At 66.3% G+C, this 21,048-nt stretch carries 18 protein-coding genes and 4 tRNA genes; 13 read left to right on the top strand and 9 right to left on the bottom strand.

The features are described from left to right. The first annotated feature begins 124 nt into the window (after positions 1-124). The 4 genes from EGH21_RS09830 (at position 125) to EGH21_RS09815 (ending at position 5,174) form a co-directional block, all read left to right on the top strand. Positions 125-3,232 carry an FAD-binding and (Fe-S)-binding domain-containing protein gene (locus tag EGH21_RS09830; RefSeq protein WP_220618299.1) on the top strand — a complete coding sequence of 1,036 codons (3,108 nt, stop codon included), beginning with the start codon at positions 125-127 and terminating at the stop codon, positions 3,230-3,232. A 49-nt stretch (positions 3,233-3,281) separates the two neighbouring features. Beyond that, entirely contained in the window at positions 3,282-4,430 is a 1,149-nt protein-coding gene (locus EGH21_RS09825) for a helix-turn-helix transcriptional regulator (protein WP_220618298.1), read from the top strand. Between the two features lie 67 nt (positions 4,431-4,497). Next, positions 4,498-4,572, top strand: a tRNA-Glu gene (locus tag EGH21_RS09820). A 65-nt stretch (positions 4,573-4,637) separates the two neighbouring features. Beyond that, positions 4,638-5,174, top strand: coding sequence for a DUF21 domain-containing protein (locus tag EGH21_RS09815; RefSeq protein ID WP_220618297.1), 537 nt, complete (start codon positions 4,638-4,640; stop codon positions 5,172-5,174). Here EGH21_RS09815 and EGH21_RS09810 read toward each other — a convergent pair. From EGH21_RS09810 to EGH21_RS09790, 5 genes are all read right to left on the bottom strand, one after another. Next, positions 5,158-6,744, bottom strand: coding sequence for an aryl-sulfate sulfotransferase (locus EGH21_RS09810; RefSeq protein ID WP_220618296.1), 1,587 nt, complete (start codon positions 6,742-6,744; stop codon positions 5,158-5,160). The genes EGH21_RS09815 and EGH21_RS09810 overlap by 17 nt on opposite strands. A gap of 72 nt (positions 6,745-6,816) precedes the next feature. Continuing rightward, complete coding sequence (locus EGH21_RS09805) at positions 6,817-7,002, bottom strand: DUF7576 family protein (protein WP_220618295.1); 186 nt, start codon at positions 7,000-7,002, stop codon at positions 6,817-6,819. 65 nt (positions 7,003-7,067) lie between these two features. After that, positions 7,068-8,249 carry a bifunctional sugar-1-phosphate nucleotidylyltransferase/acetyltransferase gene (gene glmU / locus EGH21_RS09800; protein WP_220618294.1) on the bottom strand — a complete coding sequence of 394 codons (1,182 nt, stop codon included), beginning with the start codon at positions 8,247-8,249 and terminating at the stop codon, positions 7,068-7,070. Positions 8,250-8,476: 227 nt separating this feature from the next. Continuing rightward, a tRNA-Glu gene (locus tag EGH21_RS09795) sits at positions 8,477-8,551 on the bottom strand. 149 nt (positions 8,552-8,700) lie between these two features. Continuing rightward, positions 8,701-10,665: a 3-hydroxyacyl-CoA dehydrogenase/enoyl-CoA hydratase family protein gene (locus EGH21_RS09790; protein WP_220618293.1), complete on the bottom strand. Its 1,965-nt coding sequence runs from the start codon at positions 10,663-10,665 to the stop codon at positions 8,701-8,703. Positions 10,666-10,779: 114 nt separating this feature from the next. Between EGH21_RS09790 and EGH21_RS09785 the strand changes: the two genes are divergently transcribed. The 3 genes from EGH21_RS09785 to EGH21_RS09775 all read left to right on the top strand — a co-directional run bounded on the left by EGH21_RS09785 (position 10,780) and on the right by EGH21_RS09775 (position 13,175). After that, positions 10,780-11,937 (top strand): acyl-CoA dehydrogenase family protein, encoded by a 1,158-nt coding sequence (locus EGH21_RS09785; RefSeq protein ID WP_220618292.1) that lies wholly within the window; start codon positions 10,780-10,782, stop codon positions 11,935-11,937. 117 nt (positions 11,938-12,054) lie between these two features. Next, positions 12,055-12,495 (top strand): Hsp20/alpha crystallin family protein, encoded by a 441-nt coding sequence (locus tag EGH21_RS09780; protein ID WP_220618291.1) that lies wholly within the window; start codon positions 12,055-12,057, stop codon positions 12,493-12,495. Between the two features lie 68 nt (positions 12,496-12,563). After that, positions 12,564-13,175, top strand: a complete 612-nt coding sequence (locus EGH21_RS09775) for a DNA-3-methyladenine glycosylase family protein (RefSeq protein WP_220618290.1) — start codon at positions 12,564-12,566, stop codon at positions 13,173-13,175. Positions 13,176-13,187: 12 nt separating this feature from the next. Here EGH21_RS09775 and EGH21_RS09770 read toward each other — a convergent pair whose 3' ends face one another. Beyond that, positions 13,188-14,543 (bottom strand): RimK family alpha-L-glutamate ligase, encoded by a 1,356-nt coding sequence (locus EGH21_RS09770; RefSeq protein ID WP_220618289.1) that lies wholly within the window; start codon positions 14,541-14,543, stop codon positions 13,188-13,190. Positions 14,544-14,671: 128 nt separating this feature from the next. On the opposite strand from EGH21_RS09770, the gene EGH21_RS09765 reads away from it, so the two are divergent. From EGH21_RS09765 to EGH21_RS09745, 5 genes are all read left to right on the top strand, one after another. Beyond that, entirely contained in the window at positions 14,672-15,691 is a 1,020-nt protein-coding gene (locus tag EGH21_RS09765; protein ID WP_220618288.1) for a succinylglutamate desuccinylase/aspartoacylase family protein, read from the top strand. A 111-nt stretch (positions 15,692-15,802) separates the two neighbouring features. Further along, positions 15,803-16,198 (top strand): succinate dehydrogenase, cytochrome b556 subunit, encoded by a 396-nt coding sequence (gene sdhC / locus EGH21_RS09760; protein ID WP_188995052.1) that lies wholly within the window; start codon positions 15,803-15,805, stop codon positions 16,196-16,198. Next, positions 16,198-16,563: a succinate dehydrogenase hydrophobic membrane anchor subunit gene (locus EGH21_RS09755; RefSeq protein WP_220618287.1), complete on the top strand. Its 366-nt coding sequence runs from the start codon at positions 16,198-16,200 to the stop codon at positions 16,561-16,563. The genes sdhC and EGH21_RS09755 overlap by 1 nt, the downstream gene beginning before the upstream one ends. A gap of 2 nt (positions 16,564-16,565) precedes the next feature. Next, positions 16,566-17,456, top strand: a complete 891-nt coding sequence (locus tag EGH21_RS09750; RefSeq protein ID WP_220618286.1) for a succinate dehydrogenase/fumarate reductase iron-sulfur subunit — start codon at positions 16,566-16,568, stop codon at positions 17,454-17,456. Between the two features lie 38 nt (positions 17,457-17,494). Then, positions 17,495-19,321, top strand: coding sequence for an FAD-binding protein (locus EGH21_RS09745; RefSeq protein ID WP_220618285.1), 1,827 nt, complete (start codon positions 17,495-17,497; stop codon positions 19,319-19,321). 74 nt (positions 19,322-19,395) lie between these two features. Here EGH21_RS09745 and EGH21_RS09740 read toward each other — a convergent pair whose 3' ends face one another. Continuing rightward, positions 19,396-19,923, bottom strand: a complete 528-nt coding sequence (locus tag EGH21_RS09740) for a hypothetical protein (protein WP_220618284.1) — start codon at positions 19,921-19,923, stop codon at positions 19,396-19,398. 83 nt (positions 19,924-20,006) lie between these two features. Continuing rightward, a complete protein-coding gene (locus EGH21_RS09735) occupies positions 20,007-20,327 on the bottom strand; it encodes a cupin domain-containing protein (protein WP_220618283.1) in 321 nt (106 codons plus the stop codon). 191 nt (positions 20,328-20,518) lie between these two features. On the opposite strand from EGH21_RS09735, the gene EGH21_RS09730 reads away from it, so the two are divergent. After that, positions 20,519-20,621 (top strand) — tRNA-OTHER (locus EGH21_RS09730). A gap of 254 nt (positions 20,622-20,875) precedes the next feature. On the opposite strand, the gene EGH21_RS09725 is transcribed toward EGH21_RS09730, so the two are convergent. Continuing rightward, positions 20,876-20,960 (bottom strand) — tRNA-Leu (locus EGH21_RS09725). Between the last annotated feature and the right edge of the window lie 88 nt (positions 20,961-21,048).

Below are 21,048 nucleotides of genomic sequence, written 5' to 3'. Positions count from 1 at the left end.
TAGCAATGGTTCGACACTGGAGCGTAAATAACGCTCCGGTGGTTCTCGTCGGCCGATTGGAACGACGAGGCGGGAATGCCGTCGTGTGCGTCAGGTTAACGTCACGTCGCTCGAACGTCCGACCATGGGTGCTACCGAACAGGGGCCGAGCGAGGACCCGGCCACCGACGCGCGGTCGGACTACGACTATCGGACCGACGCCGTGGACCGGCCCGGTCTGGTCGCCGACATCGCCGACCGCGTCGACGGTGACGTACGGTTCGACGAGTACTCGCGACAACTCTACGCGACCGACGCCAGCGCGTACGAGGTGACGCCGGTCGGCGTCGTCTACCCCGAATCGACGGCCGACGTGGCCGCCGTGATGGACTACTGCGCACGGCGGGAGATTCCCGTCTTACCCCGGGGCGGCGGCACCAGTCTCGCCGGGCAGTCGGTCAACGAGGCCGTCGTCCTCGACTTCACTCGCCACATGGACGCACTGCTGGACGTGGACCCCGACGCCGCCCGCGCCACCGCGCAGGTCGGGACCACGCTCGGCGACCTGAACGCAGAACTCGCGCCCCACGACCTGAAGTTCGCGCCCGACCCCGCGTGGGGCGAGAAGTCGGCGCTCGGCGGTGCCATCGGCAACAACTCGACCGGTGCCCACTCGCTCCAGTACGGCAAGACCGACCACTACGTCGAGTCCTGTGAAGTGGTCCTCGCCGACGGGACGGTGACGACGTTCGGCTACGTCGAGGTGGAGACGCTCCGGGAGACCGCCGACCCCGACGGCGACGTCGAAGCGCGGATTCACGCCGCAGTCGTCCGGATTCTCGACGAGGAGCGGGACGACGTGGACGCCGCCTTCCCCGACCTCAAGCGGAACGTCTCGGGGTACAACCTCGACCGACTCGTCGCCGAAGCCGACGGCGAGTACGGCGAGGCGGGGACGGTCAACCTCGCCCGACTGCTGGCCGGGAGCGAGGGGACGCTGGGTATCGTGACGGAGGCCACCGTCTCGCTCGAACCCATCCCGGAGACCAAGTCGCTCGCGTTGCTGGCCTACGAGGACCTCGTCTCGGCGATGGAGGACGTCTCGCCCATCCTCGAGCACGACCCGGCGGCGCTGGAAGTCTTAGACGACGTGTTGCTCGACCTCGCGGCCGGCACCGAGGAGTTCGGGGACCTCGTCGACGAAATCCTCCCCGAGGGGACGGGGGCGGTCCTCCTCGTGGAGTTCTACGCCGAGAACGACCCGCAGGGCAAGCAGAGAGTGGCGGACCTCCTCACGGACCGCGTCGGCGACGTCTCGACCGAGGCCGTCCCGCAGGCCGACGCCGAGGCCCTGACTGCCGCCCCGCTTCGGGCGTTCCACGGCCGCGAGGCCCACGACGACGCCGAGCGGGAGCGGTTCTGGAAACTCCGTAAGTCCGGCCTCCCCATCCTCCTCTCCCGGACCAGCGACGCCAAACACATCAGTTTCATCGAGGACACGGCGGTCCCGCCCGAGAACCTCCCCGAGTACGTCGCGGACTTCCAGGACGTCCTCGAACGGGAAGGCACGTTCGCCTCGTTCTACGCCCACGCCGGGCCGGGGTGTCTCCACATCCGGCCGCTCGTGAACACGAAGACGCTGGAGGGCGTCGAACAGATGGAGGCCATCGCCGACGGTGCGACGGACCTCGTCCGGGAGTACGGCGGTTCGGTCTCGGGCGAACACGGCGACGGGCGCGCCCGCACGCAGTGGAACCACAAACTGTACGGCGACGCCGTCTGGGAGGTGTTTCGGGACCTGAAGACGGCGTTCGACCCCGACTGGCTCCTCAACCCGGGGCAGGTCGTCGGCGTCGACGAGGCGGCCGTCGAGGCGGGCGAGGCCCCACCCCGGGCACGCACCGTCGACATGACCGAGAACCTGCGGTTCTCCCCGGACTACGAGTTCGACTTCGACTTCGAGCCCCAACTCTCGTGGGACAACGAGAACGGGATGCAGGGGATGGTCGAGTTGTGTCACGGCTGTGGTGGTTGTCGCGGCCCGCAGGAGACCACCGGCGGCGTGATGTGTCCGACCTACCGGGCGGCCGACGAGGAGATTACCGCCACACGCGGCCGGGCGAACATGCTCCGGCAGGCGATGAGCGGCGACCTGCCGGACGACCCGACCGACGACGAGTTCGTCTCGGAGGTCATGGACCTCTGTATCGGCTGTAAGGGGTGTGCGAAGGACTGTCCCAGCGAGGTGGACATGGCGAAACTCAAGACGGAGGTCGAACACGCACACCACCAGAAACACGGCGCGAGCCTGCGCGAGAAGGTGTTCGCGAACGTCGAGACGGTGAGCAAAGTCGGGAGCGCGCTCGCGCCGCTCTCGAACTGGGCTCAGGCCCTTCCAGGGAGCGACTACCTCGGCGAGAAACTGCTCGGCGTCGCCCGCGAACGCGACCTGCCGACGTTCCGCCGGGAGACGTTCGCGGACTGGTGGGCCGACCGCGGACCGCGGGTGTCCGAACAGGACGCCGAACGCAAGGCCTTGCTGTTCCCCGACACCTACAACAACTACAGTCACCCCGAGGTCCTGCGAGCGGCCGTCGAAGTGCTGGAGGCCGCGGACGTCCACGTACAGGTCCCCGACGACGTGACTGCCTCGGGACGGGCGGCCCACTCGAAAGGGTTCGTCGACACCGCACGCGACCGAGCGGCGACCAACGTCGCGGCCCTCGAACCGATGGTCGAGGACGGCTGGGACGTGGTCGTCGTGGAACCGTCCGACGCCGTGATGGTCCAGTCGGACTATCTGGACCTGCTCGGCCACGACCACGACGGCGCGACGACGGTCGCACGCAACGCCTTCGGCGTCTGTGAGTACCTCGACCGCTTCGCGCTGGACGCGAACGTCGACTGGAACGGCGCGTCGGCGTCGCTGACCTACCACGGTCACTGCCACCAGAAGGCGACGAAGAAGGACCACCACGCCGTCGGCGTCCTCCGTCGGGCCGGCTACGCCGTCGACCCGCTGGACTCGGGGTGTTGCGGGATGGCCGGCAGTTTCGGCTACGAGGCCGAACACTACTCGATGAGCAAGGCCATCGCGGGCATCCTCTACGACCAGATAGCCGACAGCGACGGCGAACAGGTCGTCGCTCCCGGCGCGTCCTGTCGGACGCAGATAGCCGATGGACCGACCGGCGAAGAGCCGCCTCATCCGGTCGAGAAACTCGCAGACGCCGTCGCCACGGTGTCCCGATAGCACCACTATTCATAGCGCTTTTATGCTGTCCTCGGGTCATACGACGTAGATGTCTCGCGCGGTCGCCGTCGTCGTCGCCCTCCTGCTGACAGCCAGCCTCGGCGCCGGTTCCGCACTCGGGGCACAGTCGGCCTCGCTGGGGCAGACGCCGGACGGGTTCGAGGAGACCACGTTCCGCGTCACGGTCTACGAGAACGGCTCTGCGACGTGGGCCATCGAACACCAGACGCCGCTGACCAACGAGACGGAAGAACAGCGTTTCGAGGACTTCGCCCGAAACTTCGAGCAGAACGAGACGGAGTTGTACGTCAACTTCGTCGAGCAGGCGGGGCTACTCACGCAGTACGGGACCAACGAGACGGGCCGACAGATGGAGGCCCGGAACTTCCACCGCTCGGCGGCCGCGAACCCGGTCCAGAGCACCGGAACCGTCCGCATGGCGTTCCTGTGGACGAACTTCGCGAACGTCTCCGACGGTCGCGTGTTCGTCGGGGACGTCTTCGAGGGCGGGTTCTACGTCGCTCGGTCCCAGTCGCTCGTCGTCGAGCGCGGCCCGTCACTGGCGTTCGCACAGGTCCGTCCGACGCCGGACTCTCGGAGCCAGCCCGACTCGTTGACCCGCAGCGAGAGCGTGAGTTGGGTTGGCGAGCGGTCCTTCGGTGACCGGCGCCCCTACGTCGAACTCGGCCAGCGGTCGGCCGTCGTCGACGGTGAGAACCCGGGCCAGACCGACGCGACGACGGCCGGTGGTCCCGGGTCCGCCGACGGCATGTGGCCGCTGGCCGTCGTCGCCGTGGTCATCGCGCTCGGTGCCGTGGCCGCCGCTGCGTGGCGCTCCGGGGCCGCGGCCGCCGCACTGGGCGCCGACGAGGGCGGTGGGACGTCTGCCGAACCGACCCCCGACCCGGAGCCTTCGCCGGCAGAACCGGACCAGCACGACCCGGAACCCGCAGTCTCGGACGAGGAGCTACTGAGCGACAGCGACCGGGTCATCAACCTCCTCGAAGAGAACGGCGGCCGGATGAAGCAAGTCGACATCGTCGACACGACCGACTGGTCGAAGTCCAAGGTCAGTATGCTCCTCTCGGATATGGAAGAGGACGGCGACATCAGCAAACTCCGCGTCGGCCGAGAGAACATCATCAGCCTCGCCGGGGAGGAACCCGACGCGGCCGGGTCGCCGTTCGACGAGGAGTGAGAAACCCACACAGGGCGCTCCCGAAACGCAATCATTATACGTTCCTCCACCCTTCGATTCAGTGTACGCTCCGTTGGTGTAGTCCGGCCAATCATATCACCCTCTCACGGTGATGACTAGGGTTCAAATCCCTGACGGAGCATTCTTCGACGCTCGTCTCGACCAGCAGTGCGTCGGTTCTTTCCCGTCGGGGATGGGAGGACACGTATGTCCACACATCTCCTCCCGACGCTCGGAATCGTCGTCGCACTCCTCGGGTTCAGTGCCTTCTTCTCCAGTAGCGAGACCGCGCTGTTCTCGCTCTCGCGGGAGTGGGTCGCCGAGGCGGCGGCTACTGACCCGCGTGCGGCGGCCGTCGAAGACGTACTCGCCGACCCACACCGACTGCTCGTGACGATTCTCGTCGGGAACAACGTCGTCAACATCGCCCTGTCGAGTCTGCTGACGGCGCTGTTCGTCGACCGGTTCCAGTCGGGGACCGCCGTGGTCGTCACGACAGTCGTCGCCAGCAGCGTCATCCTCGTCGCCGGCGAGATAGTCCCGAAGTCCTACGGGCTCGGCCACGCCCAGTCGTTCGCGCTTCGGGTCGTGCGTCCGCTCCGGTACGTCGAACTCTTCCTGTACCCGGTGGTCACCGTCTTCGACGTCCTCACCCGAACGGTGTCGGCCGGACTCGGTGGCCAGCAGGCCATCGAGCGCACGTACGACGACGAGTCGGCGACGGAGACTACGGACGACGGATAGCCGCGAGGGCACGTCGACCCACCGCCGTCGCTCGGCGTGCGAGTCCCGCCAGCGAGTACTCCGACCAGTAGAACTCCGAGATGCTCCAGACGACGCCGGTCGAGACGGCGGTGGTCGCGAACACGAGGTCGCTGAACCGGACCCACGACGGCGCGACGTACAGCGCGCCGTTCGCGACCAGACTCGGGACCAGCGCCTTGAGACCGAGCCAGAACCGGTCGACGAGCGAGCGGTGCTGGCCCGACCCCGACCGCGCCGACTCGTCCGTGACGTTCGCGACGACGCTGGTCGCGTTTCCGGACCGGTCGCTCACGACGGCACGGTACGGCGCGGCCGGGCCGCCTGCACTCTCGTCGCCGGTCCCCAGTCGTTCGACGTCGTAGGGCATCCCGACGTCGGCGCTCCAGACGACCGTGTCGTTCACACCGACTTCGGCGACCCGATCGCCGTGGGAGTCGACGACGAGGGTGCCGCCGTCGGGGAGGCGGTCGGCGTCGCGGGGCCACTGGAGGCGGACGTCCCGCCACTGCCACGTCCGAGTCCACCCGTCGGCCGTGCGTTGGTACTCGACGACCCGGCCGTTCTCAGAGTCGGCGACGAGGACCGCCGGGCCGCCACGCTCGGCGGGGATGTAGTCGGGGTTGTGCTGTTCGTAGAGGACAGAGTGGTTCTCGTCCGTCCCGAGCGTCCGCCGCTCGGCGACGGCCCACCCGTCGGGGCCGCGTTCGAGAAAGATGACCTCGTCCATGTTGCGGGGGCTGACCATCACGCTCCCGTCGGCGAGGTACTCGACGTCGTTGACGTGTGTCCAGTCTCCCTCGGAGCCACCCTGGTCTCGGTCGTAGTGTGCGGTGGCGTTCCAGCGCCACGCGACGCTCCCGTCCCGCGTGTCGACGGCGTAGACCCCGTCGTCGACGATGTCGGCCACGAGGAGGTGCGTCTCGTTGATGCGGTCGACGTCGTGCCAGCGCGCGGAGTAGACGCGCTCGGTCACCTCGCTGTACACCGTCCGCTCGTCCCCGGTCGTGAGGTTCACACGGACGACGACGTTCCGTGTACAGGGCTCGCCGCCGACCGGCGTACAGACGTCGCCAGTCAGGTGCTCGGCGGCGACGTACTCGACGGTGTACCGCTCGTCCTCGACGGGGTCGACGTCGAAGTAGACGCGATAGCGGTCGTCGTAGTAGACGACCGTCCCGTTGGGGAGGAAGGCGGCCAGTTCGGCCCGTTCGTCGCTGACGTAGAACCCCTGTGTCGCGACGACGGTGACGTTCCGGTCGAAGGTCGAGACGGCCTCGGTGACGCGGGCTGTCGACCAGTTCTCACCGCGGGTCGGACGGTCACTCGCCCGCTCGAACCGGGACTCGACGTCTACCGTTCGACCGCTCGTCGACACCGTCGGCGCGTCGCTCGGACTACTCGACTCGGGCGTGGAGGGACTCGCGGCACCCGCACTCGCGCCGTCGGCCACTCCCGTCGCAGTCGCGTAGGAGTGGCCGACGGCGACGGTGGCGGAGAGGAGTATCGCCAGAAAGGCGAGGCGGGCGACCGTACCACTTCGGCGGCTCATGTGTCGTTCAACCGCCAGAACGAATCGTCCTACAAAGTGCTTTCCGTAGACTCTAGCTGGAATCGAAGTTACCTACGCGCCGTCCCACTGCTGGCGGCACTCGTCGTCGCAGAAGTGTGCCGTCTGGACGCTCTCGTCCTCTATCCACGTGATGACGCGGTGTGTCGCTTCGTTCGCTATCGCGTCGCCACATACCTCACAGTTCGGTGCATCCGCCTCGTCGATGTCCTCGTGGTGGTCCGAAGTCGGGTCGACCATCTTATCTGAGCGTCGTTTTCACCCTACTTAATCCCACATAATCGACGCGCGCCCCGGCCGGGCCGCTATCGGTCCCGCGTGATACTCTCACCTGGGCCGGTCGTCGCGCCGGCAGAGAGGACGACACCCGCGTTGAGGCTGGTGTTGATGCCCGTGTGGACGCCGTCGCCGGCGACGACGCCGAACTTCCGGCGGCCGGTCGAGACACGGTCGCCCTTGACCGTCATCTTCACGTCGCCGCCGTCGTGCCTGAGGTTCGCTACCTGCGTCCCCGCACCGAGGTTCACGTCGGTTCCGAGGACGCTGTCACCGAGGTAGGAGACGTGCGGCACCGCCGAGTCGGCCATGACGACGCTGTTCTTGACCTCGACGCCGTGGCCGACGTGCGTGTCTTCGCCCAGCATCGTCGCGCCGCGGACGTACGCGTTCGGCCCGACCTCGGCCCCCGACCGGACGAGGACCGGTCCCTCGATGGTGACGCCGGGTTCGACGACGGCACCCTCTTCGACGACGACGGTGCCACGGAGGTCGGCGTCGCCGCGAACCTCGCCGTCGACGCGGCGGCTCATCTGGTCGAGTTTCCACTCGTTGGCCTCCAGCAGTTCCCACGGACGGCCGACGTCGAGCCAGCGGTCCACCTCGACGGCGGTGACCGTCCGCTCCTCGATGACGCGGGCGAGCACGTCGGTAATCTCGTGTTCACCGCGGTCGCTGAGCGGGACGTCGAGCCAGTCCCGCGCCTCGGCCGGGAAGACGTACGCGCCGGCGTTGGCCAGTTCCGTCGGCGGGTCCGCCGGTTTCTCGACGATGCCGGTGACACGGTCGCCGTCGGTCGAGAGGACGCCGTAGTTCGAGGGGTCGGGCACGCGGTACGCGGCGATGGACGGCGCCGCGTCGAAGAGGTCCGTGAGGCTCGCCTCGTCGTAGAGGTTGTCGCCGTTCAGCACGGCGAATGGGCCGTCGATGTACTCGCTCGCCGCGTCGACGGCGTGGGCCGTTCCGAGTTGCTCCTCCTGGACGGCGAACGAGACGGGGTGGCCGCGATACGAGTCGCCGAAGTACTCTCTGACGGCGTCGGCCTCGTAACCGACGACGAATATCAGTTCGTCCGCACCGGCCTCGATGGCGGTGTCCGCGGTGTGGGCGACGAGCGGTCGGTCGGCGACGGGGAGCATCGGTTTCGGCGTGTTCTCGGTCAACGGACGCATCCGCGTCCCTTCACCGGCGGCGAGTACGATTGCTTGCATGGTTTAGCGCTGGCGGCGCCCTGAAAAATAGCTACTGGCATCCTAACCCGGTCGTGTCACTGCCACTCTCGGGACGTTATCACACGTCTAAGACGGCGTTAATCGCGCTACACCAGCCACTACAAGCGCCAGAATCACTCGTGGAGACGCCGCTACGCCTGCACGGGGACAGTCGCCGTCGAAGGTCGCCAGCGTCGTCACTCGGGGACTCGTTCGCGGCAGGAATGTGCTCGGTATGGGATTTGAACCCATGTCCTCGGCTCGAAAGGCCAAGATGATTGGCCGGACTACACCAACCGAGCGCATTCCTGCGTTTCGGGTGCTCCAATTTAACCCCATCGAAATAGGGGCTATCTGTGGCGCGGTCACACGGTCCGCCCGGGCCGCGTGACTGCTCACGTACGCACGAGCATTGAACCGGAGGTAGAACCGTCGGTGAGAATCTGTGGGGTTACTTGCCTTCGAAATCCGGTTCCCCGTCACCCATGAACGCCGTGATACCCTCCATCAAGTCTTCGGTGCCGAAGAGGTGCCCGAAGGCCTGGGACTCGACTTCGAGGCCGGCGTCTTTGTCGTCGCGGCCGGCGTGCATCGCACGCTTCGTGAACTTCTGTGCGACCGGCGGCCCGGCCGCGAGGTCACGCGCCAGTTCGAAGGCTCGCTCGTCCAGTTGGTCGTTCTCGACGACTTCGTTGACGAATCCGTAGTCGGCCATCTCCGCGGCGTCGTAGCGCTCCGCAGTGAAGATTATCTCTTTCGCGCGGCCCTCGCCCACGATGTTTGCGAGGCGGACGGTGCCGCCCCACCCAGGGATGAGGCCGAGGTTGTGTTCTGGCTGCCCGAGTTCGGACCGCTCCGAGGCGATTCGGAGGTCGGCACACGTCGCCAGTTCCATCCCGCCGCCGAGCGCGTAGCCGTCGATGCCGGCGACGACGGGCATCGAACACGACTCCAGTTTCCCGAAGATTTCCTGACCCTTCTTCGAGAGTTCGACGGCCTCCAGCGGCGTCGCGTTCGACGCCATCGATTGGACGTCGGCCCCGGCGGAGAACGCCTTGTCGCCGGCGCCGGTCAGCAGGACGGACCGAACTTCGTCGTCGTCTTCGAGGAGGTCGACGGCCTCGCTCAGTTCGTCCATCAGGTCGGGACTGACCGTGTTCATCCGGTGGGGTCGGTCGAGGACGATGTGGCCGACCATCTCGCCCGGGTACTCGACGGTGATGGTCTCGAACTCGGCGTCTGCCTCCTCGTCGGCACCGTAGAAGCCGCCTTCCTCGGCGGCGGCACGGAGGCCATCGGAGACGGCGTAGCGGGCCTCGCCGGTCTCCTCGTGGACGTCCTCCAGCGTGTCGACCAGCGTCTCCAGACCGGCCTTGTCTGCCAGTTTCGCCGGCCCCTCGGGGAAGCCACCGCCGAGCATCACGGCCTCGTCGATGTCGGCGACGGGCGCCACGTCGTTCTCGACCAGTTTCCCGACTTCGTTGGCCATCACGGCCAGCAGTCGGTGTTCGACGTCCTCGCGACCGGCGTCGGTCGGGATGTCGACGCCGCCGTCCTCGTAGTCGTAGAAGCCCTCGCCGGTCTTCTTCCCGAGTTGCTCCTTCTCGACTTTCTCCTCTAGGAGTGGACACGGGGCGTAGGGCTCGCCCAGCACCTCGTGCATGTACTCGAGGACGTGGAGGCCGACGTCGTTGCCCACCTGGTCTGAGAGTTCGAACGACCCCATCGGGAGGCCCATGTCGAACTTCGTCGTCGAGTCGACTTCGGCGATGGTGGCCACACCGTCGTGGACCAGCCAACAGGCTTCGTTCATCAGCGGAACGAGGATGCGGTTGACGATGAACCCGGGCGAGTCCTTACGGACCCGGACCGGCGTCTTGTCGAAGTCTTCGGCGAGCTGTTCGATAGTCTCGAGGGTCTCCTCGCTGGTATGTTCCCCGGAGATGACTTCGACGAGTTGCATCCGGACCGGCGGGTTGAAGAAGTGCATGCCGCAGAACTGCTCCGGTCGCTCCGTGACCTCCGATAGTTCCGTGATGGAGAGACTGGAGGTGTTCGTCGCGAAGATGGCGTCTTCGGGCGCGTGTTCCTCGACGTCTGTGTAGACGTCCTTCTTTATCTCCATCTTCTCGGGGACGGCTTCGATGACCACGTCGGCGTCGCCGACGGCCGCCTCGACGTCGACGAGTGCCGTGACGCGTTCGAGCGCTTCCTCGGCCTCCTCGTCGGACAACTGGTCTTTCTCGGCCAGTTTGTTCAGCGACCACTCGATGTTGTCGTACCCGTTCTGGACGAACTCCTCTTTGATGTCGCGCATCCGAACCTCGTAGCCCGCGAGGGCGGCCACCTCCGCGATACCGTGGCCCATGTTGCCCGCGCCGAGCACTGCCACCGTCTCGATGTCCTCGAAATCCATGACATATACCCCCACTGCCGGACCACGTTTCAACGTTTCTCTCGCCGAACAACCTCTCTGCCGTTTATTTCGGATTACAAACCATTAATTGGTGGTCTCGTGAACACACCACACATGGACTTCGAACTGTCCGACGAGCAGCGCCAGATACGAGACGAGGTCCAGCGCTTCGCCGAGAACGAGATACGGCCAGTCGCCACGGAGTACGACCGCGCGGAAGAGTTCCCACACGAGGTGGTCGAGAAGGCCGCCGAGATGGGGCTGACGGGGGCGAACATCCCGCTGGAGTACGGTGGCGTCGGCTACGATACGCTGACGAACGCCATCATCGCGGAGGAACTGTTCGCGGCCGACCCCGGCATCGGCCTCTCCATCCAGTCGGCGGCCTTCGGCGCCGACGCGCTGGTCGGCTTCGGGACGGAAGAACAGAAAACGGCGTATCTGGAACCAGTGGCGTCGGGCGACGCCATCATGGGGACGGCCATCTCCGAACCGGACACCGGTTCGGATGTCTCGTCGGTGTCGACACGGGCCCGCAAGGAGGGCGACGAGTGGGTCATCGACGGGACCAAGATGTGGATTACCAACGGCTCCGTCGGCGACTACTTCGTCGTGCTCTGTGAGACCGACCCCGAGGCAGACGGTCGGTACAACGGGTTCTCACAGATTCTCGTCGAGGCCGACCGCGACGGTTTCGAAGCGGAGAAGATAACCGGGAAACTGGGCATCCGTGCCTCGGACACGGCCGAACTCGTCTTGAACGACGTCCGCGTTCCCGAGTCGAACCTCGTCGGGACGCGGGGTGCGGGGTTCCTCCAGATAATGCAGTTCTTCGACGAGACCCGAACTGGCGTCGCCGCACAGGGGGTCGGCATCGCTCGCGGCGCGGCCGAACGTGCACTCGACTACGCGCAGGAGCGCGAGCAGTTCGGCCAACCCATCTCGGAGTTTCAGGCCATCCAGCACAAACTCGCGGAGATGTTCACCGAAATCGAGGCCGCCCGCCAGTTGACCTACAAGTCCGCGTGGAGCGTCGACAACGGAGACGACCAGTTGACCCAACTGGCGTCGATGGCCAAAGAGAAGGCCTCGCGCGTCGCCGTCGAGGTGGCCGACGAGGCGGTCCAGATTCACGGCGGCGCCGGCTACGTCGACGACTTCGACGTCGAGCGGTTCTACCGCGACGCGAAGATAACCCAGATTTACGAGGGGACGACCGAGATTCAGAAGAACATCATCGCGCGCGAACTGCTCGGGAAGGGGATGGTCTGAGCGCGGCAGACAAAGCCCGGCTTACCGGCCCCGAAGCCGACCCGAAACGCCGACACAGCGACCTTTCTCGCTGTACTGGCTGGCTAACTAAGCGGCGGTCACGAGACGCTCCCACGTATGGCGCGGAAGCTACCACTCGACAACATGGAATCGTGGTTCGAGCAGATGAGCCGGCAGTTCGAGGCGGCCGCCGAGCGGTGGGGGACGGGCTTCGAACCGTGGACGCCGGAGATGGAGTCCCCCCGCGTCGACGTGGTCGACGAGAACGACGCGTACGTCGTCACCGCCGACCTGCCGGGGTTCGGCAAGGACGACCTCGACGTGTACATCAGCGACCAGACGCTGGCCATCGAAGCCGACCATAGCCACGAGGCCGAGGAGACCGAGGTGAACTACGTCCGGCGGGAGCGGTCCCACCGCTCGCTCTCACGACGAGTTCGACTGCCGGGCAGCGTCGACGAAGACGACGTCTCGGCGTCGATGGACGACGGCGTCCTGACGGTTCGCATCGGGAAGGCCGACGCCATCAGCGGGGGTCACCAGATCGACATCGAGTAGTGCCCGTCCGACCGTCGGTCCCGGTCCGACAGACAGGTTCTTTCGCCCGGCGTCACTACCGTGGGTCGATGACGGACTCGCCACACGAGACGCTCCGCGAGGACTCAGACATCGGACCGCTCGTCGACGCTCACGGCGAACTCACGCTGGACCCGGCCGACGACCTGTTCGAGCGGTTGGTCGTCTCTATCCTCCGCCAGCAGGTGTCGATGGCGTCGGCGGCGGCCACGCGCGAACGCCTGTTCGACGCCGTCGAGGTGACCCCGACCGGCATCCTCGCGGCCGACGACGACGTGTTGCGCGACGCCGGCCTCTCCCGACAGAAGACCCGCTACGTCGACGAGGTGGCCGCGGCGTTCGAGGAGGAGGGGTACACCGTCGACTACTTCGCGGACCACTCTGACGAGGCCGTCCGCGAGGAACTGACGGCCATCACCGGCGTCGGCGACTGGACGGCGAACATGCAACTCCTGTTCTCGCTGGGCCGCGAGGACGTGTTCCCGGTCGGCGACCTCGGCGTGCGAAAGGGCTTCTCGAACGTCGTCGGCGACGGGTACGACCGGCCAGAGATGGTCGCGTACGCCGAGGGGTGGGCCCCGTATCGGAGCTACGCGACGCTGTACCTCTGGCGGGCGCAAGAAGATATCGCCGACAGCGTCGACGAAGTCGCAGACGAGTAGGCGACCGCCCGCTCACTCCAGCGTCTGTTCTTCCTCTTCCTCGGAGTCCGACTCGTACTCGTCGTCGGCGCGACGGTTGACGTTCACCTGATAGTGTTTGAGGATGTCCCGGCCGAGCAAGAGTGGGTAGTCCATGTGCGACCGGTCCTCGACGCTGGCGGTGACGGTGTGCTGTGTGCCGCCGATACCGACGACGAGGTCCACGACGGGACGCGAGCGGCCGGACTTGACGCTACCGGACTTTATCTTCACGATGTCGAGAATCGGGCCGGTCCCGATTTCGGCGGCCAGTTCGGCGTCGATACTCGTCCGGGTTGCGCCCGTGTCCGACTTCGCGAGGACGGTCTTGTGGCCGCGGGTCCCCGAGACGACGACTTCCTCGATGTAGCCGATGGTGACGTTCTCGGGCGTCGACGTGGTGGGTTTCCGGGGCATCGCCGTCGGCCGGGAGTCGTCCAGTCGGTCCGAGAGCCGTTCGACTTCCGCGTCGTCGACCTCGCCGCCGGCCTTCTCGATAGCCCGCCGGGCGATGTAGGGGGCCGGGCTGATGCCGGTGGCCTTGAACAGGCCGCGGAACCCGGCGGTCGGGTTGACCTCGAGGACGTAGTAGCCGTCCTCGCCCTGCACGATGTCGACGCCGGCGTAGTCGAGGCCGACGGCCGCCACGGAGTCGAGCGCCATCTCGCGGACCTCCTGTGGCAGGTCGCCGGTCATGTCCTCGACTTCGCCGCCGAGGGCGACGTTCGTCCGCCACTCGCCCTCCGGGGCGTACCGGTTCATCGCGCCGACTATCTGGTCGCCGACGACGTACACCCGTAGGTCGTGGTGGCGCTGGTCGTCGTGTTCGAGGAACTCCTGCAGGAATGCGTGACGCTCGCCGACCTGTGCGTTGACCGGTTCGTCGAGTTCGACCATCCACGTCCCGCCGCCGTGGGTCCCGATGGCCGTCTTGTAGACCGCTCGCTCGCCGAAGCGGCCGCGCTCCTTGTTGAGTCGCTGGGTGGACAGAGCGAGGACGGCGTCGGGGATGTTGACGCCGGCGTCGGCGAGGGCTGCGGCGGTGGCGAACTTGTGGAGCGCCGTCATGGCCGGCGTCGGTTCGTTCAGCATCGGTGCCGCCTTCTCGAGGGTCAGCGCGAGGCCCGCGCCCTCCATCGGGTGCTCGTCGCTGGAGAGCAGCAGTCGGTTGGCGATGACGTCCACCTCTGGGTCGAGGCTCAGTTCACTATCGCTCGTCGTGACCGTCGTGTTCTCCTCGCGGAGCCACTCCGTGTCACAGCCCATCTCCTCGGCGGCGTTCAGAATCGCCTTCGTCTCCTTGCTGGAGTGGAGACTCAGCACGCCGACCGTGATGTCTTCGGTACGCATACCGCGTCGTTCTAGGGGCGTCAGCAAAACCCTGATGGGTCGCCGCCACGCGTGGCTGTCTCTCCCGAGCGCCGACGTGGCAATCGCTCGCCAGACACCCTTTTACCGGCCGTCGTGCTTGTACGGGCATGGACGAGGCCGAACCGTTCACGTACGACGGTGGACGGGTAGACCCCGGCGAGACGCAGAACGTCCGGTACACGGTCAGCGAGACGTACATGGGCGACCCGGTCCGGATTCCGGTAACCATCGTGAACGGCGAGCGCCCGGGTCCGACGGGGTTCCTCTCGGCGGCGGCCCACGGCGACGAACTGAACGGCATCGAAGTCGTCAGAGAGGTCGCACACGAGTGGGACCACGAGACGCTGGCGGGGACGCTGGTGTGTCTCCCGGTGTTGAACGTCCCGGCGTTCCTCGCACAGGAGCGGTACCTCCCTATCTACGACCGGGACCTCAACCGCTCGTTCCCGGGCAATCCCGACTCGACGAGCGCCAAGCGGATGGCCGACCGCATCTTCCGGAACTTCCTCGAGCCCTGTGACTTCGGACTGGACTTCCACACGTCGACGCGTGGCCGGACCAACATGCTCCACGTCCGGGCCGACATGGACGACCCGGCCGTCGCACGGGTGGCCAACGCCTTCGCGTCGAACGTCATCATCTCCTCGGAGGGGCCCTCCGGGTCGCTCCGGCGGGAAGCCAGCGCCGTCGGTGCCGCCGCAATCACCATCGAGATGGGCGAAGCACACCGGTTCCAGCGCCCGCTCATCGACTCCGCGCTGGAGAGCGTCCGCTCCGTGTTGGCGGAGTTCGGGATGCTCCCGACCGAAGTCGTCCAGTGGCCGGGGTGGCGCACCGTCATCGAGAACGGCGACGAGAAGACGTGGATACGCGCCGACGCCGGCGGACTGGTCGACATGCACCACCAACGCGGCGACCTCGTGTACGAAGACGACGTCATCTGTACCATCGCGAACCCGTTCAAGACCGAGGACACGACGGTTCGGGCACCGTTCACCGGCCTCCTCGTCGGCATCCTCGAGAACCCGCTGGTCTACCCCGGCAACCCGCTCTGTCACCTCGTTCGACTCGACGAACGGACCCGCCGGGCACTGGAGCGGACGCAAGAGGTCCGCGGCGAAACGTGACCCGCTACTGCACCTCAATCGACTAGTTCGATGGCGAAGATATTCGACAGTTGCGGCGATACGCGCACGTTGTAGTAACTACTATCTGTTCCCGGACTAACCCCCGAGTGTATGAGCCAGTCTTACAACCGTGGCACCGTCGAGGACTTCGGACGGTGGCGGGAGTTCTCGGCCGGGATGTGGGCCTGGATATTCCACAAGTTCACCGGCTGGGTGCTCGTGGGGTATCTGTTCACCCACATCGCCGTCCTCAGTACCTCTCTCGGTGGCGCCGAACTCTATACGAACACACTGCAGGGACTCGAAGCCCTGCTCGTGGTTCGCTTCCTCGAAGTCGGCCTGCTCGCCGTCGCCGTGTTCCACATCCTCAACGGCATCCGACTGCTGATGGTCGACCTCGGCGTGGGCCTCGAAGCGCAGGACAAGAGCTTCTACGCGTCGCTCGTCCTGACGGGCGCTATCGTCGTCGCAAGCATTCCGACGTTCCTCGGGGGGCCGCTCGCGTAATGGCCGAACACTACTCCTCCTTCGAGCGGGGCGGCCGCCGCTGGCTGTTCCAGCGGCTGACGGCCGTGTTCCTCATCGGCGTCCTCGCGTTCCACTTCATGCTGCTGCACTTCGTCAACCACGCCGCCGACATCACGTTCGCCGGGACGCAGGCCCGCATGGGGCAGTGGAGCTACTTCGCGACGATGTGGCTCTTCCTCGTGACGGCGACGTTCCACGGCGTCAACGGCGTCTACAACGCCCTCGTCAATCAGGGTATCAGCGGCTCGCAGAAGACCGCAGTCAAATACGTCCTCGTCGTCGCGGGACTGCTACTCGTCGCACAGGGCACCCGAGTGGCACTCGCGATGAACGGGCTGATCTAACCATGAGTACACAGATAGAACAACAGGAGACGGAGACAGAAGCCGACGAAGCGGAGTCCGAACAGGCCGTCGAATCCCCCGGCGACCAGCGCCGAGCGGCCAAACGCCAGCGGCAGGCCGAACGAGACGTCCAACGCGAGGCCGAGGAGGCGTCGCTGGACGACGAGGAGACGGTCGAACTGAAGGTGTTCCGCTACGACCCCGAAGTCGAGGGCAAGCAGGAACCCCGGTTCGACGACTTCACCGTCCCGTTCCACAAGGGGATGACCGTCCTCGACGCGCTCATCTACGCGCGGGACCGGTACGACTCCTCGCTGACCTTCCGGCACTCCTGCCGGCAGGCGGTGTGTGGGTCGGACGCGCTGTTCGTCAACGGCCGCCAGCGACTCGGCTGTAAGACCCAGTTGTCGGACCTCGACGACCCCATCCGCATCGAACCGCTCCCTCACCAGGAGGTCGTGAAAGACCTCGTCGTGGACATGGAGCACTTCTACGACCAGATGGAGGCCGTCGAGCCGTACTTCGACGCCGACGAACTGCCGGAGGACAGCCTCGAAGAGCAGCGACAGACCCGAGAGAACCGCGAGAAGGTGAAGATGTCGACGCGGTGTATCTGGTGTGGCGCCTGTATGTCCTCCTGTAACATCGCCGCCGGGGACAACGAGTACCTCGGCCCTGCGGCCATCAACAAGGCTTACCGCTTCGCGATGGACGAACGCGAGGGTGAGAACCGCAAGCAGGAGCGCCTCCGCATCATCGAACAGGAACACGGCGTCTGGCGGTGCCAGACCCAGTTCTCCTGTACCGAGGTGTGCCCGAAGGACATCCCCCTGACCGAGCACATCCAGGAACTCAAGCGCGAAGCAGTGAAGAACAACCTCAAGTTCTGGTAGTCCTAAGCGAAGCCAGACACACGTTACTACTTCCCACTATGTACGAACACGACGTTATCGTGGTCGGCGCGGGTGGCGCCGGCCTCCGAGCGGCTATCGCAGCGGACGAAGAGGGTGCAGACGTCGCCCTCGTCACGAAGCTCCACCCTGTCCGCAGTCACACGGGCGCGGCAGAGGGAGGCATCAACGCCTCGCTCCGGGACGGCGACTCCTGGGACCTGCACGCCTACGACACGATGAAAGGCTCCGACTACCTCGGAGACGCGCCGGCCATCGACACGTTCGCCAAGACGGCGCCCGAAGAGGTCATCCAACTGGAACACTGGGGGATGCCGTTCTCCCGCGAGGACGACGGCCGCGTCTCCCAGCGCCCGTTCGGCGGGATGTCGTTCCCCCGGACCACCTACGCTGGCGCCGAGACTGGCCACCACCTCCTGCACACGATGTACGAGCAGGCGGTCAAGCGCGGCATCGAGGTGTACGACGAGTGGTACGTCACCAACCTCGCGGTGACCGACCACGACGACCCCGAAGACCGGAAGTGTCACGGCTGTGTCGCCTACGACATCAAGTCCGGGAAGATAGAGGGGTTCCGCGCCACGGGCGGCGTCGTCCTCGCGACCGGCGGTCTCGGACAGGCCTTCGACCACACCACCAACGCCGTCGCCAACACCGGCGACGGCTGTGCGATGGCCTACCGGGCCGGGGTCCCGATGGAGGACATGGAGATGATCCAGTTCCACCCGACGACGCTCCCGTCGACGGGCGTGCTCATCTCCGAGGGGGTCCGCGGCGAGGGCGGCATCCTCTACAACGACGACGAGGAGCGGTTCATGTTCGAGTACGGCTACGCGAACAACGACGGCGAACTCGCCTCGCGTGACGTCGTCTCGCGGGCCGAACTCACGGAGGTCAACGAGGGCCGCGGTATCGAGGACGAGTACGTCGACCTCGACATGCGCCACCTCGGCGAGGAGCGCATCCTCGACCGGCTGGAGAACATCCTCCACCTCGCGGAGGACTTCGAGGGCGTCGACGGCCTCGACGAGCCGATGCCGGTCAAGCCCGGCCAGCACTACGCGATGGGCGGCGTCGAGACGGACGAGAACGGCGAGACGTGTATCGAGGGGCTGTACGCCGCCGGCGAGACCGCGTGTGTCTCGCTGCACGGCGCCAACCGCCTCGGCGGGAACGCGCTCCCCGAACTGCTCGTCTTCGGCGCCCGCGCCGGCTACCACGCCGCCGGCAAGGACATGAAGACCGCCGAGATAGAGACGGGCCCCTCCGCCAAGAGCGAAGACGGGGACGTCCAGCCACCGGTCGCACCCGGGGCCGTCGACACCGGGAGCGAGGACGTCGCCGCCGACGGGGCGGCCATCGAACCGACCGGCGTCATCGAGAACGCAGTGGAGCGAGAGCGCGACCGCGTCGAGACGCTGCTGGAAGAGGACGGCGTCAACCACGCCGAAGTGCGTGCCGACGTGCAGGAGACGATGACCCAGAACGTCAACGTCTTCCGCGAGGAGGAGGGCCTGAAGACGGCACTCCGCGACCTCCGACGGGCACGCGAGGCGTACGAGGACGTCGCCGTCTCGGACCCGTCGCGCACGTACAACACGGACCTCATCCACACCATCGAGACGCGCAACATCCTCGACGTGGCCGAAGCCATCACGCTCGGTGCGCTGGCCCGCGAGGAGTTCCGCGGCGCCCACTGGCGCGCGGAGCACCAGGAGCGCAAGGACGACGAGTGGATCAAGCACACGATGCTCGCGTGGAACGACGGCACCCCGGAACTGTACTACAAGCCGGTCATCCTAGAGGGCGACGAGGAGACGTACGAACCGAAAGAACGCAGTTACTGACCACTTCTGTTTCGCCGGCGGACGGTTCGCGGGATTTTCCGACGACTGCCGACGCAGATACCTGACCCGCAGAGTTAGCGGTCGTCGACACGCGTCTCGAAATCGTACGAGTCGACGGTCACCTCGACGGGCTCACGCTCGGGTGGCGTCGCCTCCAGGACTCGAAGCCTGCCGGTATCGCCGTCGCCACCGTCTCGCTCGACCGTCCCAGACCCTCCGATGGACAGCCTGTTGAACGCCGCTCGGGAGACGAGACCGTTCGCCGGAGTCGCGCCGTCTTCGGGTACGACGTTGGTGCTGTACGTGACCGTCGAGAACCGGTCCGAGAGGCGCTCGTGAACGTCGTCGGAAACCGAGAGCTCCGGGCCATCGACGACCGAAGCGGCAACGTCTGCGTACGACCCCGTGACGAGTCGTCGCTCGGTCTCGAAACTCACGTGTGCGAGCCGAACGTCGACGGGGTCACCGGTGGACTGGGGTACCTCGACGGTAATCTGCTTTCGCGCGACGGTCCCGGATGTCCCGGCTACGCCTGAACAGCCACCGACGACGCCGACCACCGCGATTCCCAGACCTGCCAGCACCTGTCGTCTGAAGGCCATGGCGAAGTTACAGGTCGTTGTCACAAAACCGTTGCGGGGGACGGGGAGTCACCGGAGGGATCCCGATGACCGGTGGCCTCTCGTTACGGCGCTCCGACGAGGACGAACTGGCTCTGACGCTCACCGTTCTGTATCTGCCGTTCCGAATCGGGGTCGATTCTGAGCGCGTCGCCGGCCGTCATCGACACGTCTTCGCCGTCGACGGTCACGGTGGCCTCGCCCTCGACGAGCACGTACACTTCTTCGTGGTCCTGGTCGGCGTGGTTGTGGGGCTTGCCCGTCCACCCGGGGTCGCAGTCGACGACGGTGACGCCCACTTGCTCACACTCCAGCGGGTCCCGTAGGAAGTGCATCGCGTCGGCGACCGGTTCAGTGTCGGTGTAGTCGACTTTGGTGTAACTCACGCGACACGGTTCGTGGCGCTCGCTTGAATAAGCACGGCCGGCATGCTCAAGGACGTGACAGCGAGACGGTCCAGAGGGCGTCGTCGGTCGGACTCGCGCGCCCGCGGCCTCGGACGCCCGAGTCCGTTTCCGGCGAGTGAGTGCCACTCCCGTCACATATTTGGGGGTAGGGAACCAACGTTTCCCCGTCCGGAAGGGTGGCTCAGTGGTAGAGCGCTGCCAGCCAACGTGCCAGAATTCGGCCTGGCAGTTTCCCATGCAGGGCTCCGCGTGGTTCGAATCCCGCCCCTTCCACTCTGTCCTCATCGGCCGGTAGTCGTACGTGGCGTCCGCGGGACTCGAACACGCGAGTCGTAGCGCCGGCACCGAGACGACGGCTGGCGACTGGTGCCGGTTCAGGGGAATCCCCGTCGGACCCGGGCCGGAGCAGTCGCTACGGAATGTCGCGTCGGAAGGAATGTGCGTGGGTGCAGTCCCAAGGGAGTGCACCTGCATCGTCCTCGGCGGCGACGCCGCCGTGATATCGAGGGCTCGGCCCTCGCTTGCGATGCGTGGGACCGGATTTGAACCGGCGGACCCCTACGGGACAGCGCCCTCAACGCTGCGCCGTTGGCCTGGCTTGGCTACCCACGCTCGCACTGTCTTACTGCAATCAATCGTATCCCGCGGTCCAATAAAAGGGCTTTCGTTTGCGACGGGCCGCGGGACAGTGTGCCATTCG

It is taken from the genome of Haloarcula rubra (assembly GCF_019599465.1).
Taxonomy (GTDB): Archaea; Halobacteriota; Halobacteria; order Halobacteriales; family Haloarculaceae; genus Haloarcula; species Haloarcula rubra.
The sequence above is the reverse complement of the archived record's forward strand: the minus strand, read 5'-3'. Positions and strand labels throughout refer to the sequence as shown.

Coding starts and splice junctions, on each gene's coding strand:
- EGH21_RS09830 (WP_220618299.1), top strand. CDS start 125: ATGGGTGCTACCGAACAGGGGCCGAGCGAGGACCCGGCCACCGACGCG.
- EGH21_RS09825 (WP_220618298.1), top strand. CDS start 3,282: ATGTCTCGCGCGGTCGCCGTCGTCGTCGCCCTCCTGCTGACAGCCAGC.
- EGH21_RS09815 (WP_220618297.1), top strand. CDS start 4,638: ATGTCCACACATCTCCTCCCGACGCTCGGAATCGTCGTCGCACTCCTC.
- EGH21_RS09810 (WP_220618296.1), bottom strand. CDS start 6,744: ATGAGCCGCCGAAGTGGTACGGTCGCCCGCCTCGCCTTTCTGGCGATA.
- EGH21_RS09805 (WP_220618295.1), bottom strand. CDS start 7,002: ATGGTCGACCCGACTTCGGACCACCACGAGGACATCGACGAGGCGGAT.
- glmU (WP_220618294.1), bottom strand. CDS start 8,249: ATGCAAGCAATCGTACTCGCCGCCGGTGAAGGGACGCGGATGCGTCCG.
- EGH21_RS09790 (WP_220618293.1), bottom strand. CDS start 10,665: ATGGATTTCGAGGACATCGAGACGGTGGCAGTGCTCGGCGCGGGCAAC.
- EGH21_RS09785 (WP_220618292.1), top strand. CDS start 10,780: ATGGACTTCGAACTGTCCGACGAGCAGCGCCAGATACGAGACGAGGTC.
- EGH21_RS09780 (WP_220618291.1), top strand. CDS start 12,055: ATGGCGCGGAAGCTACCACTCGACAACATGGAATCGTGGTTCGAGCAG.
- EGH21_RS09775 (WP_220618290.1), top strand. CDS start 12,564: ATGACGGACTCGCCACACGAGACGCTCCGCGAGGACTCAGACATCGGA.
- EGH21_RS09770 (WP_220618289.1), bottom strand. CDS start 14,543: ATGCGTACCGAAGACATCACGGTCGGCGTGCTGAGTCTCCACTCCAGC.
- EGH21_RS09765 (WP_220618288.1), top strand. CDS start 14,672: ATGGACGAGGCCGAACCGTTCACGTACGACGGTGGACGGGTAGACCCC.
- sdhC (WP_188995052.1), top strand. CDS start 15,803: ATGAGCCAGTCTTACAACCGTGGCACCGTCGAGGACTTCGGACGGTGG.
- EGH21_RS09755 (WP_220618287.1), top strand. CDS start 16,198: ATGGCCGAACACTACTCCTCCTTCGAGCGGGGCGGCCGCCGCTGGCTG.
- EGH21_RS09750 (WP_220618286.1), top strand. CDS start 16,566: ATGAGTACACAGATAGAACAACAGGAGACGGAGACAGAAGCCGACGAA.
- EGH21_RS09745 (WP_220618285.1), top strand. CDS start 17,495: ATGTACGAACACGACGTTATCGTGGTCGGCGCGGGTGGCGCCGGCCTC.
- EGH21_RS09740 (WP_220618284.1), bottom strand. CDS start 19,923: ATGGCCTTCAGACGACAGGTGCTGGCAGGTCTGGGAATCGCGGTGGTC.